Below are 24,151 nucleotides of genomic sequence, written 5' to 3'. Positions count from 1 at the left end.
ACCTCAGTACTTGAGCAGGTTGGCGTCGTCGACCGAGGCCGAGCGACGGGTGCGGAAGATGGCCATGATGATCGCCAGCCCGATCACGACCTCGGCCGCGGCCACCACCATCACGAAGAAGGCGGCGATGTGACCGTCGAGGTTGCCGTGCAGGCGGGCGAAGCTGACGAACGCGAGGTTGGTCGCGTTCAGCATCAGTTCGACGCACATGAAGACGACGATCGCGTTCCGGCGTACCAGCACGCCGAGCGCGCCGATACTGAAAAGGATCGCCGCGAGCACGATGTACGGCTCGGTGCTCATTTCTCCTCCTCCGTCCGGAACGTCGTGTCGGTGCTCTCCGCCTCGGGCGGGTACAGCTCGCCCTGGTCGAGCTTGCGCACCTCTTCGATGTCCGCGCGCTCCTGGGTTTCGGGGAACACGGTGCCACGTGCCTGCAGCACGCGCGAAACCGAGGTCGGTGCGATCGATCCGTCCGGCAGCAGCGCCGGGGTGTCGACGGCGTTGTGCCGGGCCAGCACACCGGGGGTCGGCAGCGGACCCGGGTGGATGCCCTGCTCGGCGTACTTGCGGATCCGCTCCTCGGCGTGGTCGCGCTGGGTGCGCTTCTTGGTCAGCCGCTCGCGGTGGGCCAGCATCATCGCGCCCATCGCCGCGGTGATCAGCAGCGCGGAGGTGACCTCGAACGCCCAGACGTACTTGCCGAACAGCAGCGCGGCGATCGCCTTCGGGTTCCCGTCCGGCTGCGCGTCGGCCAGCCCGGTCGGGTGCCCGAACGTCGCGTTGCCGACCGCGGCGAGCAGCAGCACGCCGAACGCGATGAACGCGATCGAGGCCAGCAGCCGCTGACCGCGGATCGTCTCCACCAGCGAGTCGGACGCGTCGACACCGACCAGCATCAGCACGAACAGGAACAGCATCAGGATCGCGCCGGTGTAGACGATGATCTGTACTGCGAACAGGAACGGCGCGTCCTGGGCGGCGTACTGCACCGCGAGGCAGACCATCACGGTCGCCAGCAGCAGCGCGGAGTGCACCGCCTTGCGGACCAGCACCATGCCGATCGCGGCCAGGATCATCACCGGAGCCAGCAGCCAGAACGCGACCTGCGGTCCGGTAACCAGGGTGATCACTTCGCGTCACTCCCCTCGGCCGGTACGGCGGCACCGGTCAGACCGAGGTAGTAGTCCTTCTCGGTCGCGCCGAGCTGCATCTCGTGCGGCGGCTCCTGCATCCCCGGGAGCAGCGGCGCCAGCAGGTCCTTCTTCTCGTAGATGAGGGACTCGCGGCTGGTGTCGGCCAGCTCGTACTCGTTGGTCATCGTAAGTGCCCGGGTCGGGCAGGCCTCGATGCACAGCCCGCAGAGAATGCAGCGCAGGTAGTTGATCTGGTACACCCGGCCGTACCGCTCGCCGGGCGACATCCGGCCGCCGTCGGTGTTGTCCGCGCCCTCGACGTAGATCGCGTCCGCGGGGCAGGCCCACGCGCACAGCTCACAGCCGATGCACTTCTCCAGCCCGTCCGGCCAGCGGTTCAGCTGGTGCCGGCCGTGGAACCGCGGGGCAGTCGGCTTCTTCTCGAACGGGTACTCCTCGGTGAACACCTTCCGGAACATCGTCCGGAAGGTGACGCCGAAACCGGCTACCGGGTCCCAGAGGGACTCTTTGACACTAGCCACGGCTGCCTTCCTTGCTCCGGGTATCAGTCTCGCTTCGGCCCGCCGTGCCGGCGAGCGGTGGGGGGACCGGGAAGCCACCGGCGAAGGCGTCGAACTCCTTGCCGTCGGCAACCTCAGGCTTGTCTTCGTCCTTCGGCTTCGCCGGGACGAACATGCTGACGATCGCGATCACCAGCACCACTGCGGCCGCGACCAGCAGCGTCGTCCGGCTGAAGTTGGTCTCCCGGCCGACCGCGCGAACGGTGGCGACCAGCAGGATCCAGGCCAGCGAGATCGGGATCAGGATCTTCCAGCCGAGCTTCATGAACTGGTCGTAGCGCAGCCGCGGCAGCGTTCCGCGCAGCCAGATGTAGAAGAAGATGAAGCACATCAGCTTGCCCATGAACCACAGCACCGGCCAGTAGCCGGAGTTCGCGCCGTCCCAGATCGAGATCGGCCAGGGCGCCCGCCAGCCGCCCAGGAACAGCGTGGTGGCCAGCGCGGACACGGTCGCCATGTTGATGTACTCCGCCAGGAAGAACATCGCGTACTTGATCGAGGAGTACTCGGTCAGGAAGCCGGCCACCAGCTCGCCCTCGGCCTCGGGCAGGTCGAACGGCGCCCGGTTGGTCTCGCCGACCATCGAGATCACGTAGATCACGAACGACGGGAACAACAGGAACGCGTACCACCCGGGCAGCGGGATCGCCGCCCCGAACCAGTGCACGGTCTGGTGCGACTGCGCCGCCACGATCTCCGAGGTGGACATCGAGCCGGCGAACAGGAACACGGTCACCAGGGCCAGGCCCATACCGACCTCGTACGAGATCATCTGCGCGCTGGACCGCAGGCCGCCGAGCAGCGAGTACGTCGAGTTCGACGACCAGCCGCCGAGCACGATGCCGTAGATGCCGATCGAGGCGACCGCCATCACGTACAGCACCGAGACCGGCAGGTCGGTCAGCTGCAGCCGGGTGTAGGTGTCGGTCCAGGGGATCCGCACCGTCGGCCCGAACGGAATCACCGCGAAGGTCAGGAAGGCCGGTACGGCGACGATCGCCGGCGCCAGGATGAAGACCAGCCGGTCGACCCCCTTCGGCATCAGGTCTTCCTTGAGCATCAGCTTCACGCCGTCGGCCAGCGACTGCAGCAAGCCCTGCGGGCCGTGCACGTTGGGGCCGATCCGCTGCTGCATCCGGGCCACGACCCGGCGCTCCCACCAGATGTTGAACAGCGTCAGCACAACCAGGAAGACGAAGATGAAGAGGACCTTGATGAGGATGACCCACCAAGGATCGTGCCCGACCCCCGCATCCGGCACGGCGAGTGGGATTGTCATGCGTTCCCTCCGGCGATCGTCACGATCGAGCCATGGTCTGCGTGCAGTGAACGGCGGACGTGGGAGTCGGCCGAGTTGGTCGGCAGCCAGACCACGTTGTCGGTCATCGGGGTGATCACGACCGGCAGCCGGATGCTCCCGGCGTCGGTGCTGACCACCAGCTCGTCCCCGTCGGCGACACCGACCCGGTGCGCGGTGGTGAGCGAGATCCGCGCGACCGGCGTACGGGCGGTCGCGGTCAGGTGCGGCTCACCGTCGCAGGCCCGGCTGTCGTCGATCAGCATCCGCCAGGTCGCGAGCCGGGTGGAGTCGAACGCACCGAGCGCCGGAGCGGCCTGGTACGTCGGCTCCTGCGCACGGTCGCCGTCCCAGCGGCCGAGCTCGTCGTACTCGCGCTTGGCGCCTTCCGGCGTGCTGAACCCGATCGGGCGGCCCATCTCCTGCGCCAGCGCGGCCAGCGCGCGGACGTCCGGCATCGCGGTCGGCACCTTCAGGACGACCGGGAACGACCGCTCGCGGCCCTCCCAGTTCACGAAGGTGCCGGACTTCTCCACCGGCGGTACGACGGGGAAGACCACGTCGGCGTACTCGGTCACCTGGGAGTTGCGGACCTCGAAGCTGACCACGAACGGCGCCGCCTCGAGCGCGGCCAGCGCCGCGGCCGGGTCGGGCAGGTCGTCGATCTCGACACCCGCGACCACCAGCGCCTGCAGCGATCCGGCCGCGGCGAGGATCTCGGTCAGGTCCTTGCCGGTCTCAGCCGGCAGATGGTCCACGTCCCACGCGGCCTGCAGGTCGACCCGCGCCTGCGGGTCACTCACCAACCGGCCACCGGGCAGCAGACCCGGCAGGCAGCCGGCCTCGAGCGCACTCCGGTCACCCGCACGACGCGGGATCCAGGCCAGCTGCGCACCCGTGTCGAGCGCCAGCCGCAGCGCGGCCGAGTACCCGCCCGGGACGCTCGCCAGCCGCTCGCCGACGACGATGATCGAGTCCGCACCGAGCGCGGCCCGGGCCGCAGCCCCGGCCTCACCGGCGTTGCCGAGATCACCGAGTACGGCGGCCTCGGTGCCCGGCGAGGTCAGCACGACGACGCCGTCGAGCTTCTCGATCCCGCGCGAGCGGTGCGCCGCGACCGTGAACACCTTGGTCCCGTGCGCCCGGACGCCCTTGCGGACCCGGAGGAAGACCGACGGTGCCTCTTCCTCGGGCTCGAACCCGGCGAACAGCACGGAGCCGGCGTTCTCCAGGTCGGTGAACGTCGTCCCCAGGCCGGTGCCGGCCACCGCGGCGGCGAGGAAGTCCGCCTCCTCCGCCGAGTGCGGCCGGGCCCGGAAGTCGATGTCGTTGCTGCCCAGCGCGACCCGGGCGAACTTCGAGTACGCGTAGGCGTCCTCGAGGGTCAGCCGGCCACCGGTCAGCACCGCCGCGTTGCCGCGGGCCGCGTTCAGCTTCCCGGCCGCGAAGGTCAGTGCCTCCGGCCAGGACGCCGGCCGCAGCTCGCCGTCCTCGCGGATCATCGGGTGGGTCAGCCGGTCGCCGGTGTTCGCGTACTGGAACGCGAACCGGTCCTTGTCGGAGATCCACTCCTCGTTGACCTGCGGGTCGTCGCCGGCCAGCCGGCGCATCACCTTGCCGCGCCGGTAGTCGATCCGGATCGCCGCACCGGACGAGTCGTGCTCGGCCACCGACGGCACCGAGACGAGGTCGAACGGCCGCGAGCGGAAGCGGTACGCCGCACTCGTCAGCGCACCGACCGGGCAGATCTGGATCGTGTTGCCGGAGAAGTAGCTCTCGAAGGGCTCCTTCTCGTAGATGCCGACCTGCTGCAGCGCGCCGCGCTCGATCAGCGCGATGAACGGGTCACCGGCGATCTGCTCGGAGAACCGGGTGCAGCGCGCGCAGAGGATGCAGCGCTCGCGGTCCAGCAGCACCTCGGCGGAGATGTTGATCGGCTTCGGGTAGGTCCGCTTGATCTCGTGGAACCGGCTCTCGCCGCCGCCGTTGGACATCGCCTGGTTCTGCAGCGGGCACTCGCCGCCCTTGTCGCAGACCGGGCAGTCCAGCGGGTGGTTGATCAGCAGGAACTCCATGTTCCCGTGCTGCGCCTTGTCGGCCACCGGCGAGCTCACCTGGGTGCGGATCACCATGCCGTCGGCCACGGTCAGCGTGCAGGACGCCTGCGGCTTCGGCATACCGCGGCCGTTCCCCGCGTCGGTGACCTCGACCAGGCACTGCCGGCAGGCCCCGACCGGGTCGAGCAGCGGGTGGTCGCAGAACCGCGGGATCTGGATCCCGATCTGCTCGGCGGCCCGGATCGCCAGGCTGTTCTTCGGAACCTTGACCTCGATGTCGTCGATGGTCACGGTGACCAGATCGGTCCGCTCCACCTCCGACCCGGCCGGCGGGTTCGCTTGGATCGTCATGCGCTAGCTCCAGCGGTCGCGAAGACAGTGCTTGCCATCGGGTCGAACGGGCAGCCGCCGTTCTCGAAGTGCGCCAGGTACTCGTCCTTGAAGTACTTGATCGAGCTGGTGATCGGAGCGGTCGCACCGTCGGCCAGCGCGCAGAACGAGCGGCCGGTGATGTTCTCGCACAGGTCCAGCAGCGTGACCAGGTCCTCCTCGGTGCCCTTGCCCTGCTCCAGGCGCTCGAGGATCTGCACCAGCCACCAGGTGCCTTCACGGCACGGGGTGCACTTGCCGCAGGACTCGTGCTTGTAGAACTCGGTCCACCGCAGTACGGCGCGGACCGCGCACACCGAGTCGTCGAAGATCTGCAGGGCCTTGGTGCCGAGCATCGACCCGACCGACCCGACGCCCTCGTAGTCCAGCGGTACGTCGAGGTGCTCGGCGGTCAGCAGCGGCGTGGACGAACCGCCCGGCGTCCAGAACTTCAGCGTGTGGCCCTCGCGGACACCGCCGGCGAGGTCGATCAACTCGCGCAGCGTGATACCCATCGGGGCCTCGTACTGCCCCGGGCGGGTGACGTGCCCGGACAGCGAGTACAGCGTCATGCCCTTGGACTTCTCGGTGCCCATCGAGCCGAACCAGTCCGCGCCGTTCTTCACGATGGCGGGAACCGACGCGATCGACTCGACGTTGTTGATAACAGTGGGGCAGCCGTACAAGCCCGCGACCGCGGGGAACGGAGGACGCAGACGGGGTTGACCGCGACGTCCTTCGAGCGAGTCCAGCAGCGCCGTCTCCTCGCCGCAGATGTAGGCGCCGGCGCCGGCGTGCACGACCACGTCGAGGTCGTAGCCGGTGCCGAGGATGTTCTGGCCGATGAAGCCCGCGTCCTTGGCCTCCTGGACCGCCTGCTGCAGCCGGCGGATCACGTGCAGCACTTCACCGCGCACGTAGATGAAGGCGGCCGATGCGCGGATCGCGTACGACGCGATGATGACGCCCTCGACCAGCGTGTGCGGCGAGGCCATCATCAGCGGGATGTCCTTGCAGGTGCCCGGCTCGGACTCGTCCGCGTTCACCACGAGGTACTTCGGCTTCGGGTTGTCCTGCGGGATGAAGGACCACTTCATCCCGGTCGGGAAGCCCGCGCCACCACGGCCGCGCAGACCGGAGTCCTTGACGGCAGCAACGACATCGGCCGGCTGCATACCGAGCGCCGTCCGGAGCGCGTCGTACCCGCCGGTGCGCTGGTACGACGCCAGCTGCCAGGCGTTGATCTGGTCCCAGTTGTCGGACAACACCGGGGTCAGCGTGTCGGCCATGGTCAGCCCTCCTTCGGGGTGTCGGAGCCGTTCGGGGCGGTCCAGTTCCGTTCGCGAGCCAGCCGCAGACCGGCCAGTGAAGCCTTGCCGCCGGTCGGGCCCTCGTCGGCGCGACCGTCGGGGAAGCCGGCCAGCACGCGCTCGGCCTCGCGCCAGGTGCAGATCGTGGCGCCGCGCGGCGACTTGACCTCGGTGCCCTCGCGCAGGTCGTCGACCAACTGGGTGGCCGACTCCGGCGTCATGTCGTCGAAGAACTCCCAGTTCACCGTCATCACCGGCGCATAGTCGCAGGCGGCGTTGCACTCGATGTGCTCGAGGGTGATCTTGCCGTCCTCGGTGGTCTCGTCGTTGCCGACGTCGAGGTGCTGCTTGAGCCGGTCGAAGATCAGGTCGCCGCCCATCACCGCGCACAGCGTGTTGGTGCAGACGCCCACGTGGTAGTCGCCGACCGGGCGGCGCTTGTACATCGTGTAGAAGGTCGCCACCGCCGACACCTCGGCGCCGGTCAGGCCGAGCAGCTCGGCGCAGATCTCGATGCCTTCCGGGGTGACCCGGCCCTCGACCGACTGCACCAGGTGCAGCATCGGCAGCAGCGCCGACTGGGCCTGCGGGTACCGCGCCATGATCTCGCGCATCTCCGCGATCGTGGCGTCGGTGATCTTCGAGTCGCCGGTGCTGTAGGGCACCGGCGTATCGGTAGCAGTCGTGTGGTTCTCGGCCATTTAGCGGTCCACTCCACCCATCACCGGGTCAAGGCTGGCGACGGCGACGATCACGTCGGCGACCTGGCCGCCCTCGCACATGATCGGCATCGCCTGCAGGTTTGCGAAGGACGGGTCACGGAAGTGCACCCGGTACGGCTTGGTGCCGCCGTCGGAGACGACGTGCGCGCCGAGCTCGCCGCGCGGCGACTCGATCGCCACGTAGGCCTGGCCGGCCGGGACCCGGAAGCCCTCGGTGACCAGCTTGAAGTGGTGGATCAGCGCTTCCATCGACTCGCCCATGATGTGCTTGATGTGGTCGAGCGAGTTGCCCATCCCGTCGGCGCCGACGGCCAGCTGGCTCGGCCAGCCGATCTTCTTGTCGGCCACCATCACCGGCTGGCCTTCCATCTTCTCCAGCCGGTCGGCGCACTGCTCGACGATCTTCAGCGACTCGTGCATCTCCTGCAGCCGGACGCGGAACCGGCCGTACGAGTCCGAGCTGTCCCAGGTCGGTACGTCGAAGTCGTAGGTCTCGTAACCGCAGTACGGCTGGCTCTTGCGCAGGTCCAGCGCGTAACCGGTCGAACGCACCGTCGGGCCCGAGATACCGAGTGCCATGCAGCCGGCCAGGTCGAGGTAGCCGACGTTCTGCAGCCGCGCCTTGAAGATCGGGTTGGCGTTGCAGAGCTCGGCGTACTCCTTGAGGTGCTTGTTCATCCAGGTGATGTACTCGCGGATCTTGTCCAGCGCACCCGGCGGCAGGTCCTGCGCGACACCGCCCGGCCGGATGAACGCGTGGTTCATCCGCAGGCCGGTGATCAGCTCGAACAGGTCCAGGGTCTTCTCACGCTCGCGGAAGCCGATCGTCATCACGGTCAGCGCGCCGATCTCCATACCGCCGGTGGCGATGCAGACCAGGTGGCTGCTGATCCGGTTGAGCTCCATCAGGAGCACCCGCATCACGCTGGCCTTGTCCGGGATCTCGTCCTCGATCCCGAGCAGCTTCTCGACCGCGAGGCAGTATGCGGCCTCGTTGTAGAACGGCGACAGGTAGTCCATCCGGGTGACGAACGTGACGCCCTGCACCCAGGAGCGGAACTCCATGTTCTTCTCGATGCCGGTGTGCAGGTAGCCGATGCCGCAGCGGGCCTCGGTCACCGACTCGCCCTCGAGCTCGAGGATCAGCCGGAGCACGCCGTGCGTGGACGGGTGCTGCGGGCCCATGTTGACGACGACGTGCTCTTCCGGCTCGTCACCGAGACCGGAGACGACCGAGTCCCAGTCCTGGCCGGTGACCGTGAAGACCTTGCCCTCGGTGGTGTCCCGCGTAGTCGCGTACGGGTCCGACGGTGTCGATTGTGTTTGGGTCATCAGTTGTACGACCTCCGCGTGTCGGGCGGTGGGATGACAGCGCCCTTGTACTCGACATCGATACCGCCGAGCGGGTAGTCCTTGCGCTGCGGGTGGCCCGGCCAGTCGTCGGGCATCTGGATCCGGGTCAGCGCCGGGTGTCCGTCGAAGACGATGCCGAAGAAGTCCCAGGTCTCCCGCTCGTGCCAGTCGTTGGCCGGGTAGACCGAGACGATCGACGGGATGTGCGGGTCGGCGTCGGGCGCCGACACCTCCAGCCGGATCCGGCGGTTGTGGGTGATCGAGAGGAAGTGGTAGACGGCGTGCAGTTCGCGGCCGGTCTCCTCGGGGTAGTGCACCCCGCTGACACCGGAACAGAACTCGAACCGCAGCGCCTCGTCGTCGCGCAGGTGCTGACAGACCTCGACCAGCTTCTCCCGCTTGATGTGCAGGGTCAGCTCGCCGCGGTCGACCACGACCTTCTCGATCGCGCCGTCGCCGACCAGCCCTTCGAGGCGGTCGGTGGCGCCGTCGAACCAGGAGCCGTACGGCTTCGGGGAGCTGCCCGGCAACGCGATCTGGCGCTTCAGCCGGCCGAATCCCGAGGTGTCACCGGTACCGCGGACACCGAACATGCCCTCGCGCTGCTCGATGACCTCGGCCTGCGGCGTCTGCGCGTCGCTGGCTGCCGACGTCGCCGGCAGGTTCTCGGGTTGCGTATCGCTCACCGGAGCAGGCCCTTCATCTCGATCGTCGGCGCCGCGACCAGGGCCGCAGCCTCCTGCTCGGTCTGCAGCGCCTTCTTGTGCGCGCCGAGCTTCATGTGCTGGATCTGGTCGTGGATCTTCAGGAACGCGTCCAGCAGCATCTCCGGCCGCGGCGGGCAGCCGGGCAGGTACATGTCGACCGGTACGACGTGGTCCACGCCCTGGACGATCGCGTAGTTGTTGAACATGCCGCCCGACGACGCGCACACGCCCATCGCCAGCACCCACTTCGGGCCGGGCATCTGGTCGTAGATCTGGCGCAGCACCGGGGCCATCTTCTGGCTCACCCGGCCGGCCACGATCATCAGGTCGGCCTGCCGCGGCGACGCCCGGAAGACCTCCATGCCGAACCGGGCGGCGTCGTACCGCGGCGCGCCGGTCGTCATCATCTCGATCGCGCAGCACGCCAGCCCGAAGGTTGCCGGCCACAACGACGCCTTGCGCATATAGCCCAGCAGGCCTTCGACCGTGCTCAGCAGTACGCCGGCCGGAAGCTGTTCTTCAAGACCCATGTCAGTCCCACTCCAGTCCGCCACGACGCCATACGTAGGAGTACGCGATGAAGACGGTGACGATGAAAATGACCATCTCGATCAGCCCGAACAGCGCCATCTGGTCGAAGGCGACGGCCCAGGGGTAGAGGAAGACGATCTCGATGTCGAAAACGATGAACAGCATCGCGGTGATGTAGTACTTCACCGGGAAGCGCCCACCGCCGACCGGCTGTGGGGTCGGCTCGATGCCGCACTCGTAGGAGTCCAGCTTGGCCCGGTTGTAGCGCTTCGGGCCGACCAGCGCGCTCACGGTGATGCTGCCTGCGACGAAGAGCGCCGCGAGCACACCAAGAGCGAGAATCGGTGTGTAGGGGTGCATCGCTGGGTGCTCCCTCCTTCAGCCGGTTGATTCAGTCGATCGGGTCAGCCCAGTTACCAGGACTGTGTTATCAGTACCGCTGTGGCTCAGCTCACTCGCCCCGCCGGTCAGGCTGCCGGGGCGAGCTTCGTGAGACCGTTGATGATCTTGTCCATCACGTCCCCGTCGCGCGGGTCGGTGAGGTTCGCGAGCAACTTCAAGGTGAACTTCATCAGCGTGGTGCGCGGCAGACCGTACTTCGTGCACAGCCGCATCACCTCCGGATTTCCGATCAGCTTCACGAAGATCCGGCCGAGCGTGTAGTAGCCGCCGTACTCCTGCTTCAGCGCCTTCGGGTACGCCGTCAGCGCGCGTTCGCGCTGGTTCGGCTGCCGGCGCAGTGCCTGGGCGGCGACCTCGGCGGCGAACGCCCCGGACTCCATCGCGTACGGGATGCCTTCGCCGTTGAACGGGTTGACCATGCCGCCGGCGTCGCCGAGCAGCATCAGGCCGCGGGTGTAGTGCGGCTGCCGGTTGAAGCCCATCGGCAGGGCCGCGCCGCGGATCGGGATGGTCTGGAACTCGTCGCGGAACTGCCACTCGTCCGGCGTGACCTTCAGCCACTGCTTCAGCAGGTCGGCGTAGTCGACCTTGCCGAACGCCTCGGAGGTGTTCAGGATGCCGAGGCCGACGTTGACCGTGCCGTCGCCCATCCCGAAGATCCAGCCGTACCCGGGCAGCAGCACCCGGCCGCCGGGCTGCTTCGGGTCGTCGGCCCACAGCTCCAGCCAGGACTCCAGGTAGTCGTCGTTGGTCCGCGGGCTGGTGAAGTACGTCCGCACCGCGACACCCATCGGCCGGTCGTCGCGCTTGTGGATGCCCATCGCGATGCTCAGCCGGGACGAGTTGCCGTCGGCCGCCATCACCAGTGGCGCCCGGAACTCGATGTCGGCGCCGGCCCGGCGGCCGTTGTCGTCGACCGGCTTCGCGGTGACGCCGACGATGAAGCCGCGGTCGTCGAGGATCGGAGCGCCCACATTGGTCCGCTCCCGCAGCCGCGCCCCGGCCTTCACGGCCTGCCGGGCGAGCATGTCGTCGAAGTCCATCCGGTTGCGGGTCAGGCCGTAGTTCGGGTGGCTGGCCAGATCCGGCCAGTCGAGCTGCAGCTGGTGCCCGGCGCCCTGGATCCGCAGACCGTAGTTGCGGATCCAGCCGGCCTCTTCGGAGATGTCGATGCCCATGTTGATCAGCTGCTTGGTGCCGCGCGGGGTGAGCCCGTCGCCGCACACCTTCTCCCGCGGGAACGCGGTCTTCTCCAGCAGCAGTACGTCGAGTCCGGCGTTCGCCAGGTGGTACGCCGCCGCTGATCCGGCGGGCCCGGCACCGACGACGATCACATCGGCGGTCTCCACCTGCTGCGCGCTCGGCACGCTCTGGCTCATCTCGATTCCTGGCCTGGCTGAGGGGGCTGGTGCGCTCGTGAATCGCTTCACGAGCACTCGTCACTTGACAGTCTAGGACTGCCTGACGCGGACACGAAACTCGCCCCAACCCCCTTGCAGGCAAGCAAATTACGCTTAAGTTCCGTTGCGTAATTAAACGGCCGTGCTTTTGCTCCGGGACGGCTTCACTCCGCGGTGGATGGCGACCAGGCCGCCGGTCAGGTTGCGCCACTGGACGTGGGTCCAGCCGGCCTCCTGGATCGTCCGGGCCAGTGGTTCCTGCGGGAGCCACGCGCGGGTGGACTCGGCCAGGTACTCGTACGCCTCGGGGTTGCTCGAGACCACCTTCGCGACCGCCGGTACGGCGCGCATCATGTACTCGAGGTACACGACCCGGAACGGCTTCCAGGTGGGATGGGACTGCTCGAGTACGACGAGGCGCCCGCCGGGGCGGGTCACCCGGAGCATCTCCTCCAGCGCGACCGTGACGTCGTTCACGTTCCGCAGCGCCCACGAGATCGTCACCACGTCGAACGTGTCGTCGGCGAACGGGAGACGCAGCGCGTCACCGGCGATCAGGTCGAGTTCGGGGTGCCGGCGCTTGCCCACCCGGAGCATGCCGACCGAGAAGTCGCACGAGACAACCTCGGCGCCGGCTTCACGGAGGTTGACGCTCGACGCACCGGTCCCGGCGGCCAGGTCGAGGATCTTCATCCCCTTCCGCGGTGCGATCTCCTTGAAGGTCTCCGGTCGCCAGTAGTGCTTCTCCAGACCCATCGTCGCGACCGCGTTGGTCCGGTCGTACCCCTCGGCCACGTTGTCGAACATGGCCGCCACGGCATGCGGTTCTTTACTCAGGTCTGCCTTGGTCACCTGTCTAGTTCATCACGGGGGACGCGGTCCGCCGGTGGGCAGGCATACGCTTGCATCTCGTGAGTACATCTCTTGGGAGCCGTCCGGCCGCCGCAACCCGGGGCCGCAGCGCGTGCGAGGAGTGGTCCCGTGAGTTTGTCTGAGCCGGCTCGCCACCAGGCTCCGCGCCTGGTGGTCCGCAGCCAGGTGGTCGACGATGTGTCCGCGCACCTGCTGGACCATCTGCCCGTCGGCGGCGGACTCGCCTGGGTCCGGCGGGGCGACGGCCACGTCGGCTGGGGCGTCGCCGCCCGGCTCGATGTTGCCGGTGGCAACCGCTTCCAGGACGCGATGCGCTGGTGGCAGGAGCTCACGTCGGCGGCGGTGGTGCGCGACGACGTCGGCGTACCGGGGTCCGGACTCGTCTGCTTCGGATCGTTCGGCTTCACCGACCAGGACCCGAGCGTTCTGGTCGTCCCCGAAATCATCGTCGGCCGTCGCGCCGGCACCACCTGGGTGACCACGGTCTCCCCGGCCAGCTCACTGGCCGCAGCTCCCGAGCTGGTCACCCACGAGCCGTCCCCGGTGTACGACGTGACGTTCGCGGACGGCGCCCGGACCGGGACCGACTGGTCGAGCATCGTCGCCGAGGCCGTACGCCGGATCACCGGCGGCGAGCTCGACAAGGTGGTGCTCGCCCGCGACCTGATCGCGATCGCGGCACAGCCGATCGATCTGCGCTGGCCGCTGCACCGGCTCGCCACGTCGTACCCGAACTGCTGGACGTTCTCCGTCGACGGGCTCATCGGCGCGACGCCGGAGCTGCTCGTACGCCGGGAGAAGGGCCTGATCACGTCGCGCGTGCTCGCCGGCACGATCCGCCGTACCGGGGACGACGCACACGACCTGGCACTGGCCGCGTCGTTGGCTCGGTCGTCGAAGGATCTCGAGGAGCACGAGTACGCCGTCCGGTCGGTCGCCGACGCGCTCGAGCCGCACTGCAAGTCGATGAACGTGCCGGAGACGCCATTCGTCCTCCACCTGCCGAACGTGATGCACCTCGCCACTGACGTCGCCGGCGTCGCGAACAACGGCGCGTCCGCTCTCGGTCTGGCCGCCGCGCTGCATCCTTCCGCGGCGATCTGCGGTACGCCGACGCCTGTCGCGCGCGACCTGATCGGCGAGATCGAGGGCATGCAACGCGGACGCTTCAGCGGGCCGGTCGGATGGATGGACGCGGCTGGTGACGGCGAGTGGTGCATCGCGCTTCGCTGTGGCCAGGCCGACCCGGAGAACCCGCGCCGCATGCGCTTGTTCGCCGGGGCCGGGATCGTCGCCGGCTCCAACCCGGACGCCGAACTGGCCGAAACAAACGCCAAGCTGGTCCCGATGAGAGACGCCCTAGGAGATTGAGTTGAAGCTCACCAAGTTCACGCATGCCTGTGTTCGGTTGGAGAAGGACGGGAAGGTTCTGCTGATCGATCCGGGATCGTTCAGTGAGGACGCCGCCTTCGAGAAGGCGGACGCGATCCTCGTCACGCACGAGCACCAGGATCACCTGGACGTCGACCGGGTCGCGGCGCTCGACGTACCCGTCTACACGAACGCCGGCGTCGCCGCGCAGCTGACGGCGCTCGGCGAGCGGGTGCAGGTTGTCGAGGGCGGGCAGTCGTTCGAGGCCGCGGGCTTCTCGGTGAGTGCCTATGGCAAGGACCACGCGGTGATCCTGCCCGAGTGGGGCGTGCCGTGCGAGAACATCGGCTTCCTCGTCGACGACGCCGTGTACCACCCGGGCGACTCGTTCACGCAGCCCGATCGCGCCGTACACACCAACCTCGTCCCGATCTCCGGCCCGTGGTTCGCGCTCCCGCCGGCCGTCGAGTACGCCCGCTCGATCAAGTCCCAGCAGACCGTCGGCATCCACGACGCCCTGCTCAGCCCGATCGGCCAGAGCATGTTCTCCCGCTTCCTCAACGCCGACGACCGGCCCTACCTCGGCCTCGCCCCGGGCGAGTCGACCGAGATCAACTGAATCAAGCGCTGAACTCGACGTCGACGAAGTCGGCCACCGGGCGGTAGCCGGTCTGGTGGTAGATCTTGTTGGAGGTGGGGTTGGCCAGATCCGTGTACAGGCAGGCCTGGTTGCCGGCGGCAAGGATCAGCGCGGAGACGTGGCTGGTGAGTGCGCCGGCGTACCCGTGGCGTCGGTGCTCCGGTGGTGTGTAGACGGGACCGACGCGGCAGACGCCCAAGAGCGGGAGGTGGTAGCCGACCATGCACACTGACTGACCGTCGACCTCCCAGATCCGCAGCGTCCGCTCCGCGAGGCGTTGCTCGGCCCACTCGCGGTTGTCGGTCGCGACCATGTCGGCGACCTCAGCGGCGAAACCGTCGCTCCAAGCGGCCACCAGGCCGACATCGTCCGCCCGCATCGGGCGCGGACCGCCGTCCGCCGACAGCGGGCATAGATCGATCAGCTTGTGCAGTCGGGTGCCGCGCGTCTCGGTCAGGCTTCCGCCCCGTCGCTCGACCCACCGCCGCGCGAACCTGTGCGCGGCCGGGCGGTCGCCCGCGACACCGGGGAGCTCGGGCAGTACGTCGGCGTACGCGTCGGCGATCGGTTCCGCCAGCTCCTCCTGGAGTGCACCGAGGTACACACCGCGGCCCGGCGTACGCATCGCGACGCCGATCACGTCCGGATCGTGCACGGAGACGAAGTACGACGGCTCGGACTCGGCCCGCGCCGTACCGTTCGCGCGTTCGTGGACGTTGCTCATGATGATCGTGTGCAGCACCGGATCCTGTTGCAGGAAAGGGAACACGGTCTGCTCGAACGCCTGCGGATCGCTCGTCACCCGGACATCCATGGCCCGGATCGTACGCCTGGCGACGGTGGCGGGTCGTCGGATTTACACTGCGACCATGTCCACCACGCGGTTGTTGCTGCTCGGCGTCGTGCGGATCTTCCAACCGGCGTACGGATACCAACTGCGCCGCGAGCTGATGACATGGAACGTGCAGGCGTGGGCGAATATCAACCCCGGCTCGATCTACACCGGCCTGCGGACGCTCGCCAAGCACGGCTACCTGCTCGAGCTCGAGCAGGACGGGGCGCATCGCCCCGGCCGGACGTCGTACAAGCTGACGACCGACGGCGAGACGGAGTACTTCTCGCTCCTGCGCAGCATGCTGTGGACCGTCGACGGCTTCCACCCTGACAAGATGCAGGCCGCCCTGGCCTTCATGTGGTCGCTCCGCCGCGACGAGGTCGTGGACGCGCTCGAGGCCCGCATCTCCCAGCTGGAGGCCTGGCTGAAGTCCGGGCCGTACTCCGAACGCCAGATCCGCGAGGACCCCGGCACGCCCAACCACGTCGTCGAGATGTTCCGCATCACCACCGCGCGCGACCGCGGCGAGCTCGAGTGGACCCGCCAGTTCCACGAACGCGTCAAGGCCGGCGACTACGCCTTCGCCGGCGAACCGGCCGACTGGGAGCCCTACCCCGGCATGGTCACGCACTGGGGCGAGATCCCCGATCCACCCGCTAATCAACATTGACTAGTCAAAGTTGATTAGTCACACTGGCTCGCATGATGATCGAAGCTCGTGGGCTGGTGCGGACCTTCAAGACCAAGCGGGGGCCCGTCCAAGCCGTGCAGGGTGTTGACCTCGATGTGGCCGACGGGGAGATCGTCGGCTTTCTCGGACCGAACGGCGCCGGTAAGACCACGACGATGCGGATGCTGGCGACCCTGATCAAGCCGACCAGCGGGAGCGCGACCGTGGCCGGTCGTGATCTCGCGAAGGACCCGGTCGGCGTACGTCGCGGCATCGGCTACGTCCCGCAGAGTGGGTCCACGCTGCCGGAGGCGATCGCCGGCGACGAGGTGGTCGATCACGCCCGGCTGTACGGCGTACCGAAAGCGAAGGCGTCCGCGGACGGGCAGCGGCTGTTCGAGGAGTTCGACCTGCCCGGCCTGTGGCGCCGGCAGTGCAAGACGCTCTCCGGCGGCCAGCGCAGGCGGCTGGACATCGTGATGGGCCTGATCCACGACCCGAAACTGATCTTCCTCGACGAGCCGACGACCGGCCTCGACCCGCAGGCCCGCGCGAACCTGTGGGAGCACATCCGCGGCCTCCGCGACCGCGGCGCCACGATCTTCCTCACCACGCACTACCTGGACGAGGCGGACGCGCTCTGCGACCGGATCCTGGTCATCGACCACGGCAAGATCGTTGCCTCCGGCACCCCGGAGAACCTCAAACAGCAGGTCTCCGGCGACGCGGTCCGTCTGAGTCTCGCCGACACCTCGCAAGCGCCTGCGGTGATGAAGATCGTCCAGGAGCTCGACGGCGCGGTGGAGGTCGAGACCGACGCCGACGTGGTCGGTTTCCGCATCCAGCGCGGCGGTTCGGTGCTTCCCGGCCTGCTCCGCTCGATCGATGCCCAGGGCATCGAGTTGCACGGTGTCGAGGTACACCATCCGACCCTCGACGACGTGTTCCTGACCATGACCGGCCGCTCGCTGCGCGACGAGCACACCACCGCCCCGATCGACGAGAAGGAAGAGGCCGTCGCATGACCGTCCTGCGTGAGACCTGGATCGTGTTCCACCGGCAGATGCGGCTCTCGCTCCGCAACCCGATGTGGTCGATCCTGATGCTCAGCCAGCCGCTGATGTACCTGTTCCTGTTCGGCCCGCTCCTCAAGCCGCTCACCGCGCAGATCAGTCAGGGCCAGGCCGCGAACGCCTACCAGGTGTTCATCCCGGGCCTGATCGTCCAGCTCGGGATGTTCGGCGCGATGTTCGTCGGCTTCGGCCTGATCGCGGAGTACCGCGCCGGCGTGATCGAGGCCGACCGCGTCACCCCGGCGTCCCGGATGGCGTTGATGGCAGGCCGCGTGCTGCGCGATGTCGTCGTCCTCGTCGTCCAGTCGATCCTCCTGCTCCTCGCCGCGCTTCCGCTCGGCCTGCGTGCTCCGTGGGGCGGCGTACTGCTCTCACTCGTGATCGTCGCCCTCCTCGGCGCGACCTTCGCCTCACTGTCGTACTCCGTCGCGCTGATCACCAAGAGCGAGGACGCGCTGGCCCCGCTGCTCAACGGCATCGCCATGCCGTTGCTGCTGCTGTCCGGCATCCTCCTGCCGATGCAGATCGGCCCGACCTGGCTGCAGCGGCTGTCCGACATCAGTCCGCTCAAGCACGTCGTCAACGGAGTCCGCGCGCTGTTCCGTGGCGACATCAGCAGCTCGGCATCGATGTGGGGCCTGTTCTGGGTCGTGCTGCTCACCGTGATCGGTCTGACCGTCGGAGCGCGCACTTTCCGTAAGGAGTCCGCCTGACGCTAGGCACTGTTCATTTGGTGGTCGCTCAGAGCCACTAGCGTTTCGCGTATGCGTTCGCCGATGGTCCGTGGGCTGGTCGGCTCTGTCGTCGTTGCTCTGGCCAGCCTGGTGACCTCGGTGGTGCCCCAGTCCTCCTGGGTCGCGAGCCTGCCGGTCACCGGCGATCTTCGTCACTCGCTGCTCGGCCGGATGGTCGGCCTCACGTTCATGGTCGCCGGGCTCGGGCTGATGGCCTGGGCCTGGCTGGCCGTGGGCCGCCGGGTCATGGCCGGCGAACGGCTCCCGCTGCTCCGCATGACGGCGTACTGGAGCGCACCGCTACTACTGGCCCCGCCGCTGTTCAGCCGCGACGCCTGGAGCTACGCAGCGCAGGGCGCACTGGTCGCCAACGGCTACAACCCGTACGACGTGGGCCCCGGCGTACTGTCCGGCCACATCATCGAGGCCGTCGACCCGATGTGGATGCAGACCCCAGCGCCGTACGGGCCGTTGCCGCTCGCGTACGGCGGACTGGTCGCGCACCTGACCATGAACCCGTACACGCTGATGCTGGCGCACCGCCTCCTCGCCGTACTAGGCATTGTGCTCATCGCCTGGGCAGTACCGCGGCTGGCCACCGCATGTCGTGTCGACCCGGCTTTCGCCACCTGGCTGGTCGTACTGAACCCGATGCTGATCACCCATGGCATCGGTGCGGCACACAACGACGTACTGATGATCGGACTGGCCTGCAGCGCGTTCGCAATAGCGCTGACCGGCCGGTGGGGTACGGCGGCTGTCATCGCGGGCGCCGCAGCAGCGGTGAAGCTGCCAGGTGGACTCGTGGTAATCGCCATCGCCGCAGTGATGAGCCCACTGGCCGGACGGCTGCTCCGGTTCGCCAGTCTCGCGATCGCAGGCGCTGTGTCGGTGCTGACGCTGTTCACCATCGGAGCCCTGACCGGTGTGGGCTCTGGGTGGTTCGGTGCGCTCGACGTGCCCGGACTGGTCCGGTCACCGTTCTCCATCGCCAATCTGATCGGCATGGCGGCGTCCGGCGTGCTCGGCTGGCTAGGCGAGGACACTGCGGCCGCGCAGGCACTCCAGATCGTCCGGCTGGTCGGAATGATCGCTGCGCTCGGACTGATCGCAGTGCTGAGTCTCCGGTCGTCGATCCACTACGCCGCACGCGCAGTCGGTATCGCACTGCTGGTAGTGGTCGTGCTGGGTCCGAGCGCGCACGACTGGTACTTCTTGTGGTGCCTGCCGTTCCTGGCCGTCGCGAGGCCCGGCCGGAAGCTGACGATGATCATGACGGCGGTCAGTCTGATCTTCACGATCGCCGCGCCGCTGAACTCGTCGCTGCGCGGAGCCACGATCCCGATCCTGACCACGACCGCGCTGGTGATCGCCGCGGCGCTGCCGCTGCTCAACCACCTCCGCACCATGCACCCGGCGCGGAAGACGGCGAAGGTCCCGGTTACAGCTGCTTGAGCGCGGCAACCATCGCCTCACCCAGCGGGCGGTGTCCGTCGCGCGAGACCTTCACCTCGACGACATCCATGCCGGCCACGGTCGGCGTCAACGCAGCACGCAACTCGTCGACCGTCTCGACGCTCGTGTACGGCGTACCCGTCGCGGCGCACAGTGCGCCGAGGTCCACGTTGTGCGGCGTACCGAAGACTCGCTCGAAGTGCGTGGCATGCGTCGGATCGCCCTGCTCCAGCGTGGAGAAGATGCCGCCGCCGTTGTCGTTGACGACCACGAGCCGCAGATCAGGACGCGGTTCGTCCGGTCCGATCACGAGCCCGTTGCTGTCGTGCAGGAACGCGAGATCACCGATCAGCGCGTACGTCGGACCCGCGTTCGCCAGCGCCGCCCCGACGGCCGTCGAGATCGTCCCGTCGATGCCGGCCAGGCCGCGGTTCGCGATCGTGCGGATCGGGACGATCGGGGCGAGGTCGAGATCGCGGATCGGGTTCGAGGATGCGACGACGAGCATGCCGTCGGCGCCGGCCGCCTCACCGACGAGGGCCGCGACGCGCGGTCCGCTCACGCTGTCCGCGAGTACCTTGTCGATCTCCGGACGGGCCAGCTGGTCGGCGTGCTGCCACCGCTCGAGCCAGTCGGTCGTATCGGCGCCGGTGACCTCGAGCCCGGTGACGACGGACCTCGCGCGCCGGGCCGGGTCCGGCCACAGACCGGTCGGCGAGACGACGATCATCTCCACGTCCGGCCGGGCCAGCAGCTTCGAGATCGGCCGGGACAACGTCGGGTGCCCGAACACCAGCACCCGTTCGATCTCCGATTCCAGAGAGCTTGCCTGCAGCAACAAGCGGTACGCCGAGATGACCGACGGACCGGTCCGCGCCCGGCTGGACGGCTCCGCGAACAGCGGCCACTTGCCGGCCTCCGCCACCAACCGCGCGGCCTGCGATGCACCGTCGCCTGCGACCACTACGGTCTTCGGTCCTGGTGAAATGACCGACGGCTTGCCGGCTGCGGCATGCACTGCAGTCCACGGGCCCGTGCTTCGGCCCTGCAACGACTCCGGCCACTCCGGTCCCTCTGTGGGCACCAGCGGCTCACTGAGCGGGCAGTTGAGCTGCACCGGCCCGGGGTCAGCAGACCGCGCACCTGTCGCGTTGGCGACCGCCCGCGCGACCTGGGACCGCCAGTACGCCACCTGCCCGATCTCGCGGACCGGCGTACCCATCTCGTGGAACAGCCGGACCGCTGAGCCGAACACCTTGATCTGGTCGGTCGTCTGGTTCGCACCGCTACCTCTGAGAGCCGGCGGGCGGTCCGCACTCAGGACGATCAGCGGAAGCCCACTGTGTGAGGCCTCCAGTACGGCGGGGTGCAGGTTCGCCACCGCCGTACCGGACGTGGTGACGACTGGGACCGGTAGACCGGTGCCGCGCATCAGGCCGATGGCAAGGAATCCCGCCGTACGCTCGTCGATCCGCACGTGCAGCCGGAGGCGCCCGGTGCGATCCGCCTCGGCGAACGCCAAAGCCAGCGGCGCGCTCCTGGAGCCCGGTGAGACCACCGCTTCCCGTACGCCGTTGCGGATCAGCTCATCGACGACCACAGTCGCAAAGGCCGTGGACGGGTTCATCCCGCACTCCTCACTCGCTCCAGGCGTTCTTCCCACACTTTGGTCCGCTCCGCATCGGCACGGGCCGCTTCCAGCAGTTGTGCATCCGGGATAACGCGCTTGACCGGCAGGAAACCATCGACTGCAACTAGTGGCTCAGCAACTAGTTCGGATGTGAACATCGACACCGTCGCCAAACCACATGCATAAGGGAGCTCGGGCAGCGCCGCCGCCAACGCCACTCCCGCAGCAATCCCGACCGAGGTCTCCAACGCCGACGACACGACCACCGGCAGCCCGATCTGCTCGGCGATCTCCAGGCAGGCCTGGACTCCGCCGATCGGCTGCACCTTCAGTACGGCGATGTCCGCGGCGTCGAGTTTCTTCACCAGCAGGGGATCCTCGGCCCGCCGGATCGACTCGTCCGCCGCCACCAATACGTCGGTGCGCCGCCGTACCTCGGCCAGCTCCTCAACGGTCGCCGACGGCTGCTCGACGTACTCGAGGTCGAAGCGCCGCAACTCCTTGAGGCTCCGCACTGCCTCGTCGACGGACCACGCGCCGTTCGCATCGATCCGCACGCGTCCAGTGCCGATCGCGTCGCGCACTGCTTCTACGCGCGCGATGTCGTCGGCCAGCGTCTGACCCGGCTCGGCCACCTTGACCTTCGCCGTACCGCAGCCACTTGCTCTCACTATCTCCGCGGCCTTTTCGGGACCGAGCGCGGGCACGGTGCAGTTGACGGGAACGCGATCCCGCACCGGCGCCGGCCACCCGACCTCGGCGGCTTCGCGCGCGGCGCGCAACCAGGACACGCAGGTCGCGTCGTCGTAGTCCAGGAACGGGCTCCACTCCGCCCACCCCGCCGGACCTTTGAACAGCATCCCCTCGCGGACCGTGATGCCACGAAACTTGTTCTTCAGTCCGATCGAGTACGTGATCACCGCACGGCCTCCAGCAATCCCTGGCGATCAACCTTGCCTGAGGCAAGCATCGGCAACGCGTCCAGCCTGATCACGTCCTGCGGAGCCCAGGTCCGAGGCAACGTCTCACTCACCCAGTCCCGCAACGCATCCCGTTCGATCCCGGTCGGTTCCCCGACCACGAAGGCGACCACTCGGGTCCCCCACTCGGCGTCCGGAGCGCCCAGCACCACAGCGTCCTTCACCTGCGGATGCTCGAGAAGCCGGGCCTGGACCGTGGTCAGCGTGACGTTCACCCCACCGGAGATCACCACATCGTCGACCCGGCCGACGACGCGCAGCCGTCCGTCCACGAGCTCGCCCCGGTCCTGCGTCCGGAACCACCCGTCCTTGAGCACCTCGGCCGTCAGCTCCGGCCGCAACCGGTAGCCGGAGAACAGCGTGCTGCCCTTGATCAGGATCCGCTGTTCGTCGTCGAGCAAGATCGACGTACCGTCCAGCGGCACCCCGGCGTACACACACCCACTCCCGGTCTCGGTCATCCCGTACGCCGGGATCGCGGTGATGCCGGCCTCCGCCGCCTTCGCCTTCAACGGCTCCGTCATCGACGCCCCACCGATGATGATCGCGTCGAACGACCGCAGCGCGTCCGCGTCCGTCTCCAGATACCGCGTCAGCTGCGTCGGCACCATCGCCGTGTACCGGCGAGCGCCTGTCATCGCGGCCGCGCTCTGCGTGAAGCTCTCCCTGAGCATCACCGGCGTCGTACCCGCGACGAGCGACCGGGTGAGGATCTGCAACCCGCCGACGAAGTACGGCTTCATCGGCAGCAGCCACTGCCCCGGCCCGCCGAGCCGATCGTGCGTAGCAATCGCGGACGCGATCAGTGCCTCCCGCGACAGCAGCACGCCTTTCGGCTCGCCTGAGGACCCGGAAGTGGTCAGCACCACAGCACAGCCGTCCTCGACCGGCTCACCCGGCACCGCCGCCTGCTCTACCCGATCAGCCCCGACCGCATCCTCCGGCACCGGCGCGAACGGCGTACCGCTGCCGTCCAACACAGCGGCGAGCGCCGCCAGCACCGCATCCGGCGTCCCCGAAACCAGCCGCAACGTAGCCATAACACCCCGAGCGTACGGCCCGCCGCCCGGACGCCCGCTCACGGCTCGGCCATCCGCCGACCGGCCCACTTCCCAGGTTCGGCCTCGCGGCTGACAGAATCGACGGTCATGGCCACACCTGCCCAGTGGATCGAAGGCGCCCGCCCCCGCACCTTGCCCGCCGCGATCTCCCCTGTCCTCGTCGGAACCGGCGCGGCCGCGTACCTCGACGGCTTCGTCTGGTGGAAGGCCCTGCTGGCCCTCGGCGTCGCGCTGGCGCTCCAGATCGGCGTCAACTACGCCAACGACTACAGCGACGGCATCCGCGGCACCGACGAGAACCGAGTCGGCCCGCTGCGCCTGGTCGGCTCGAAGGTCGCCTCCCCCGGCCAGGTCAAGGCCGCCGCGTTCACCTGCCTGGGCATCGGCGCCGCCCTCGGCATCGTCCTCGCCGCGACCACCACCTGGTGGCTCCTGGTCGTCGGCGCCGCCTCGCTCCTCGGCGCTTGGTTCTACACCGGCGGCAAACGCCCGTACGGCTACCGCGCGCTCGGCGAGGTCAGTGTGTTTCTCTTCTTCGGCCTGGTCGCCGTCCTCGGTACGACGTACGCCCAAGCCGAAACCATCAACTGGCCCGCCCTGGCCGGCGCCGTCTCCGTCGGCTCGATCGCCTGCGCGCTCCTGGTCGCCAACAACCTCCGCGACATCCCCACCGACTCCGTCACCGGCAAACGGACCCTGGCCGTAGTCCTGGGCGCTCCACGCTCACGCCAGCTGTACGCCGCCCTCGTAATCCTCGCCTTCGCCCTAGCCGCGATCTCCGCAATCGCCACCCCCTGGACCCTCCTCGCCTTCATCGCCGCACCCCTAGCCATCAAGTCGACCCGAGTAGTCCTCAGCGACGCCGTAGGCCCCGCCCTAATCCCAGTCCTCAAAGCCACCGGCCAAACCGAACTCCTCTACGCCATCGGCCTAGCAGTAGGCCTAGCCCTAGGCGGCTGACAGC

General features: G+C 68.4%; 24 protein-coding genes. 7 read left to right on the top strand and 17 right to left on the bottom strand.

The window, feature by feature from the left end; genetic code table 11:
* Positions 1-3 precede the first annotated feature (3 nt).
* The 13 genes from nuoK to AB0J62_RS32280 all read right to left on the bottom strand — a co-directional run bounded on the left by nuoK (position 4) and on the right by AB0J62_RS32280 (position 12,717).
* Positions 4-303: an NADH-quinone oxidoreductase subunit NuoK gene (gene nuoK / locus AB0J62_RS32340; RefSeq protein WP_363879134.1), complete on the bottom strand. Its 300-nt coding sequence runs from the start codon at positions 301-303 to the stop codon at positions 4-6.
* Positions 300-1,133, bottom strand: a complete 834-nt coding sequence (locus AB0J62_RS32335; RefSeq protein ID WP_363879131.1) for an NADH-quinone oxidoreductase subunit J — start codon at positions 1,131-1,133, stop codon at positions 300-302. The genes nuoK and AB0J62_RS32335 overlap by 4 nt, the downstream gene beginning before the upstream one ends.
* Positions 1,130-1,678 (bottom strand): NADH-quinone oxidoreductase subunit NuoI, encoded by a 549-nt coding sequence (nuoI, locus tag AB0J62_RS32330; protein ID WP_363879128.1) that lies wholly within the window; start codon positions 1,676-1,678, stop codon positions 1,130-1,132. The genes AB0J62_RS32335 and nuoI overlap by 4 nt, the downstream gene beginning before the upstream one ends.
* Positions 1,671-2,996: an NADH-quinone oxidoreductase subunit NuoH gene (gene nuoH / locus AB0J62_RS32325; RefSeq protein ID WP_363879125.1), complete on the bottom strand. Its 1,326-nt coding sequence runs from the start codon at positions 2,994-2,996 to the stop codon at positions 1,671-1,673. The genes nuoI and nuoH overlap by 8 nt, the downstream gene beginning before the upstream one ends.
* Positions 2,993-5,422 (bottom strand): NADH-quinone oxidoreductase subunit G, encoded by a 2,430-nt coding sequence (locus tag AB0J62_RS32320; RefSeq protein ID WP_363879122.1) that lies wholly within the window; start codon positions 5,420-5,422, stop codon positions 2,993-2,995. Before AB0J62_RS32320 ends, nuoH begins: the two co-directional genes overlap by 4 nt.
* On the bottom strand, positions 5,419-6,729 hold the full coding sequence (gene nuoF / locus AB0J62_RS32315; protein WP_363879119.1) for an NADH-quinone oxidoreductase subunit NuoF: 1,311 nt from the start codon (positions 6,727-6,729) through the stop codon (positions 5,419-5,421). Before nuoF ends, AB0J62_RS32320 begins: the two co-directional genes overlap by 4 nt.
* A 2-nt stretch (positions 6,730-6,731) precedes the next feature.
* Positions 6,732-7,451 carry an NADH-quinone oxidoreductase subunit NuoE gene (gene nuoE / locus AB0J62_RS32310; protein ID WP_363879116.1) on the bottom strand — a complete coding sequence of 240 codons (720 nt, stop codon included), beginning with the start codon at positions 7,449-7,451 and terminating at the stop codon, positions 6,732-6,734.
* Positions 7,452-8,804 carry an NADH-quinone oxidoreductase subunit D gene (locus AB0J62_RS32305; RefSeq protein WP_363879113.1) on the bottom strand — a complete coding sequence of 451 codons (1,353 nt, stop codon included), beginning with the start codon at positions 8,802-8,804 and terminating at the stop codon, positions 7,452-7,454. It lies immediately after the preceding gene.
* Complete coding sequence (locus tag AB0J62_RS32300) at positions 8,804-9,487, bottom strand: NADH-quinone oxidoreductase subunit C (protein ID WP_363879256.1); 684 nt, start codon at positions 9,485-9,487, stop codon at positions 8,804-8,806. Before AB0J62_RS32300 ends, AB0J62_RS32305 begins: the two co-directional genes overlap by 1 nt.
* A 20-nt stretch (positions 9,488-9,507) precedes the next feature.
* Complete coding sequence (locus AB0J62_RS32295) at positions 9,508-10,062, bottom strand: NADH-quinone oxidoreductase subunit B family protein (protein WP_344238780.1); 555 nt, start codon at positions 10,060-10,062, stop codon at positions 9,508-9,510.
* Between the two features lies 1 nt (position 10,063).
* Positions 10,064-10,423 carry an NADH-quinone oxidoreductase subunit A gene (locus AB0J62_RS32290; RefSeq protein WP_130441833.1) on the bottom strand — a complete coding sequence of 120 codons (360 nt, stop codon included), beginning with the start codon at positions 10,421-10,423 and terminating at the stop codon, positions 10,064-10,066.
* Positions 10,424-10,530: 107 nt separating this feature from the next.
* Positions 10,531-11,844, bottom strand: coding sequence for a geranylgeranyl reductase family protein (locus tag AB0J62_RS32285; RefSeq protein WP_363879109.1), 1,314 nt, complete (start codon positions 11,842-11,844; stop codon positions 10,531-10,533).
* Between the two features lie 153 nt (positions 11,845-11,997).
* A complete protein-coding gene (locus tag AB0J62_RS32280) occupies positions 11,998-12,717 on the bottom strand; it encodes a demethylmenaquinone methyltransferase (RefSeq protein WP_363879106.1) in 720 nt (239 codons plus the stop codon).
* Positions 12,718-12,846: 129 nt separating this feature from the next.
* On the opposite strand from AB0J62_RS32280, the gene AB0J62_RS32275 reads away from it, so the two are divergent.
* Positions 12,847-14,109 (top strand): isochorismate synthase, encoded by a 1,263-nt coding sequence (locus tag AB0J62_RS32275; protein ID WP_363879103.1) that lies wholly within the window; start codon positions 12,847-12,849, stop codon positions 14,107-14,109.
* Between the two features lies 1 nt (position 14,110).
* Positions 14,111-14,728, top strand: a complete 618-nt coding sequence (locus AB0J62_RS32270) for an MBL fold metallo-hydrolase (protein ID WP_363879100.1) — start codon at positions 14,111-14,113, stop codon at positions 14,726-14,728.
* 1 nt (position 14,729) lies between these two features.
* On the opposite strand, the gene AB0J62_RS32265 is transcribed toward AB0J62_RS32270, so the two are convergent.
* Positions 14,730-15,563 (bottom strand): GNAT family N-acetyltransferase, encoded by an 834-nt coding sequence (locus AB0J62_RS32265; RefSeq protein ID WP_363879097.1) that lies wholly within the window; start codon positions 15,561-15,563, stop codon positions 14,730-14,732.
* A gap of 55 nt (positions 15,564-15,618) precedes the next feature.
* On the opposite strand from AB0J62_RS32265, the gene AB0J62_RS32260 reads away from it, so the two are divergent.
* The 4 genes from AB0J62_RS32260 to mptB are packed head-to-tail and all read left to right on the top strand — an operon-like array spanning position 15,619 to position 19,516.
* A complete protein-coding gene (locus tag AB0J62_RS32260; RefSeq protein WP_363879094.1) occupies positions 15,619-16,254 on the top strand; it encodes a PadR family transcriptional regulator in 636 nt (211 codons plus the stop codon).
* Between the two features lie 32 nt (positions 16,255-16,286).
* Positions 16,287-17,279, top strand: coding sequence for an ATP-binding cassette domain-containing protein (locus AB0J62_RS32255; protein WP_363879092.1), 993 nt, complete (start codon positions 16,287-16,289; stop codon positions 17,277-17,279).
* On the top strand, positions 17,276-18,040 hold the full coding sequence (locus tag AB0J62_RS32250) for an ABC transporter permease (protein ID WP_363879089.1): 765 nt from the start codon (positions 17,276-17,278) through the stop codon (positions 18,038-18,040). The genes AB0J62_RS32255 and AB0J62_RS32250 overlap by 4 nt, the downstream gene beginning before the upstream one ends.
* Positions 18,041-18,091: 51 nt before the next feature.
* A complete protein-coding gene (gene mptB / locus AB0J62_RS32245) occupies positions 18,092-19,516 on the top strand; it encodes a polyprenol phosphomannose-dependent alpha 1,6 mannosyltransferase MptB (protein WP_363879086.1) in 1,425 nt (474 codons plus the stop codon).
* On the opposite strand, the gene menD is transcribed toward mptB, so the two are convergent.
* Genes menD through menE form a run of 3 tightly spaced genes read right to left on the bottom strand, consistent with a single transcriptional unit; the run spans position 19,503 to position 23,166 of the window.
* Positions 19,503-21,143, bottom strand: a complete 1,641-nt coding sequence (menD, locus tag AB0J62_RS32240) for a 2-succinyl-5-enolpyruvyl-6-hydroxy-3-cyclohexene-1-carboxylic-acid synthase (protein ID WP_363879083.1) — start codon at positions 21,141-21,143, stop codon at positions 19,503-19,505. The genes mptB and menD overlap by 14 nt on opposite strands.
* On the bottom strand, positions 21,140-22,066 hold the full coding sequence (locus tag AB0J62_RS32235; protein WP_363879080.1) for an o-succinylbenzoate synthase: 927 nt from the start codon (positions 22,064-22,066) through the stop codon (positions 21,140-21,142). The genes menD and AB0J62_RS32235 overlap by 4 nt, the downstream gene beginning before the upstream one ends.
* Complete coding sequence (gene menE / locus AB0J62_RS32230; RefSeq protein WP_363879077.1) at positions 22,063-23,166, bottom strand: o-succinylbenzoate--CoA ligase; 1,104 nt, start codon at positions 23,164-23,166, stop codon at positions 22,063-22,065. Before menE ends, AB0J62_RS32235 begins: the two co-directional genes overlap by 4 nt.
* Positions 23,167-23,274: 108 nt before the next feature.
* Here menE and AB0J62_RS32225 point away from each other — a divergent pair, with 108 nt between their 5' ends.
* Positions 23,275-24,147, top strand: a complete 873-nt coding sequence (locus tag AB0J62_RS32225) for a 1,4-dihydroxy-2-naphthoate polyprenyltransferase (RefSeq protein ID WP_363879074.1) — start codon at positions 23,275-23,277, stop codon at positions 24,145-24,147.
* Positions 24,148-24,151 lie beyond the last annotated feature (4 nt).

Source organism: Kribbella sp. NPDC049584 (assembly GCF_040675555.1).
In the GTDB taxonomy this organism is placed as follows: Bacteria; Actinomycetota; Actinomycetes; order Propionibacteriales; family Kribbellaceae; genus Kribbella.
The sequence above is the reverse complement of the archived record's forward strand: the minus strand, read 5'-3'. Positions and strand labels throughout refer to the sequence as shown.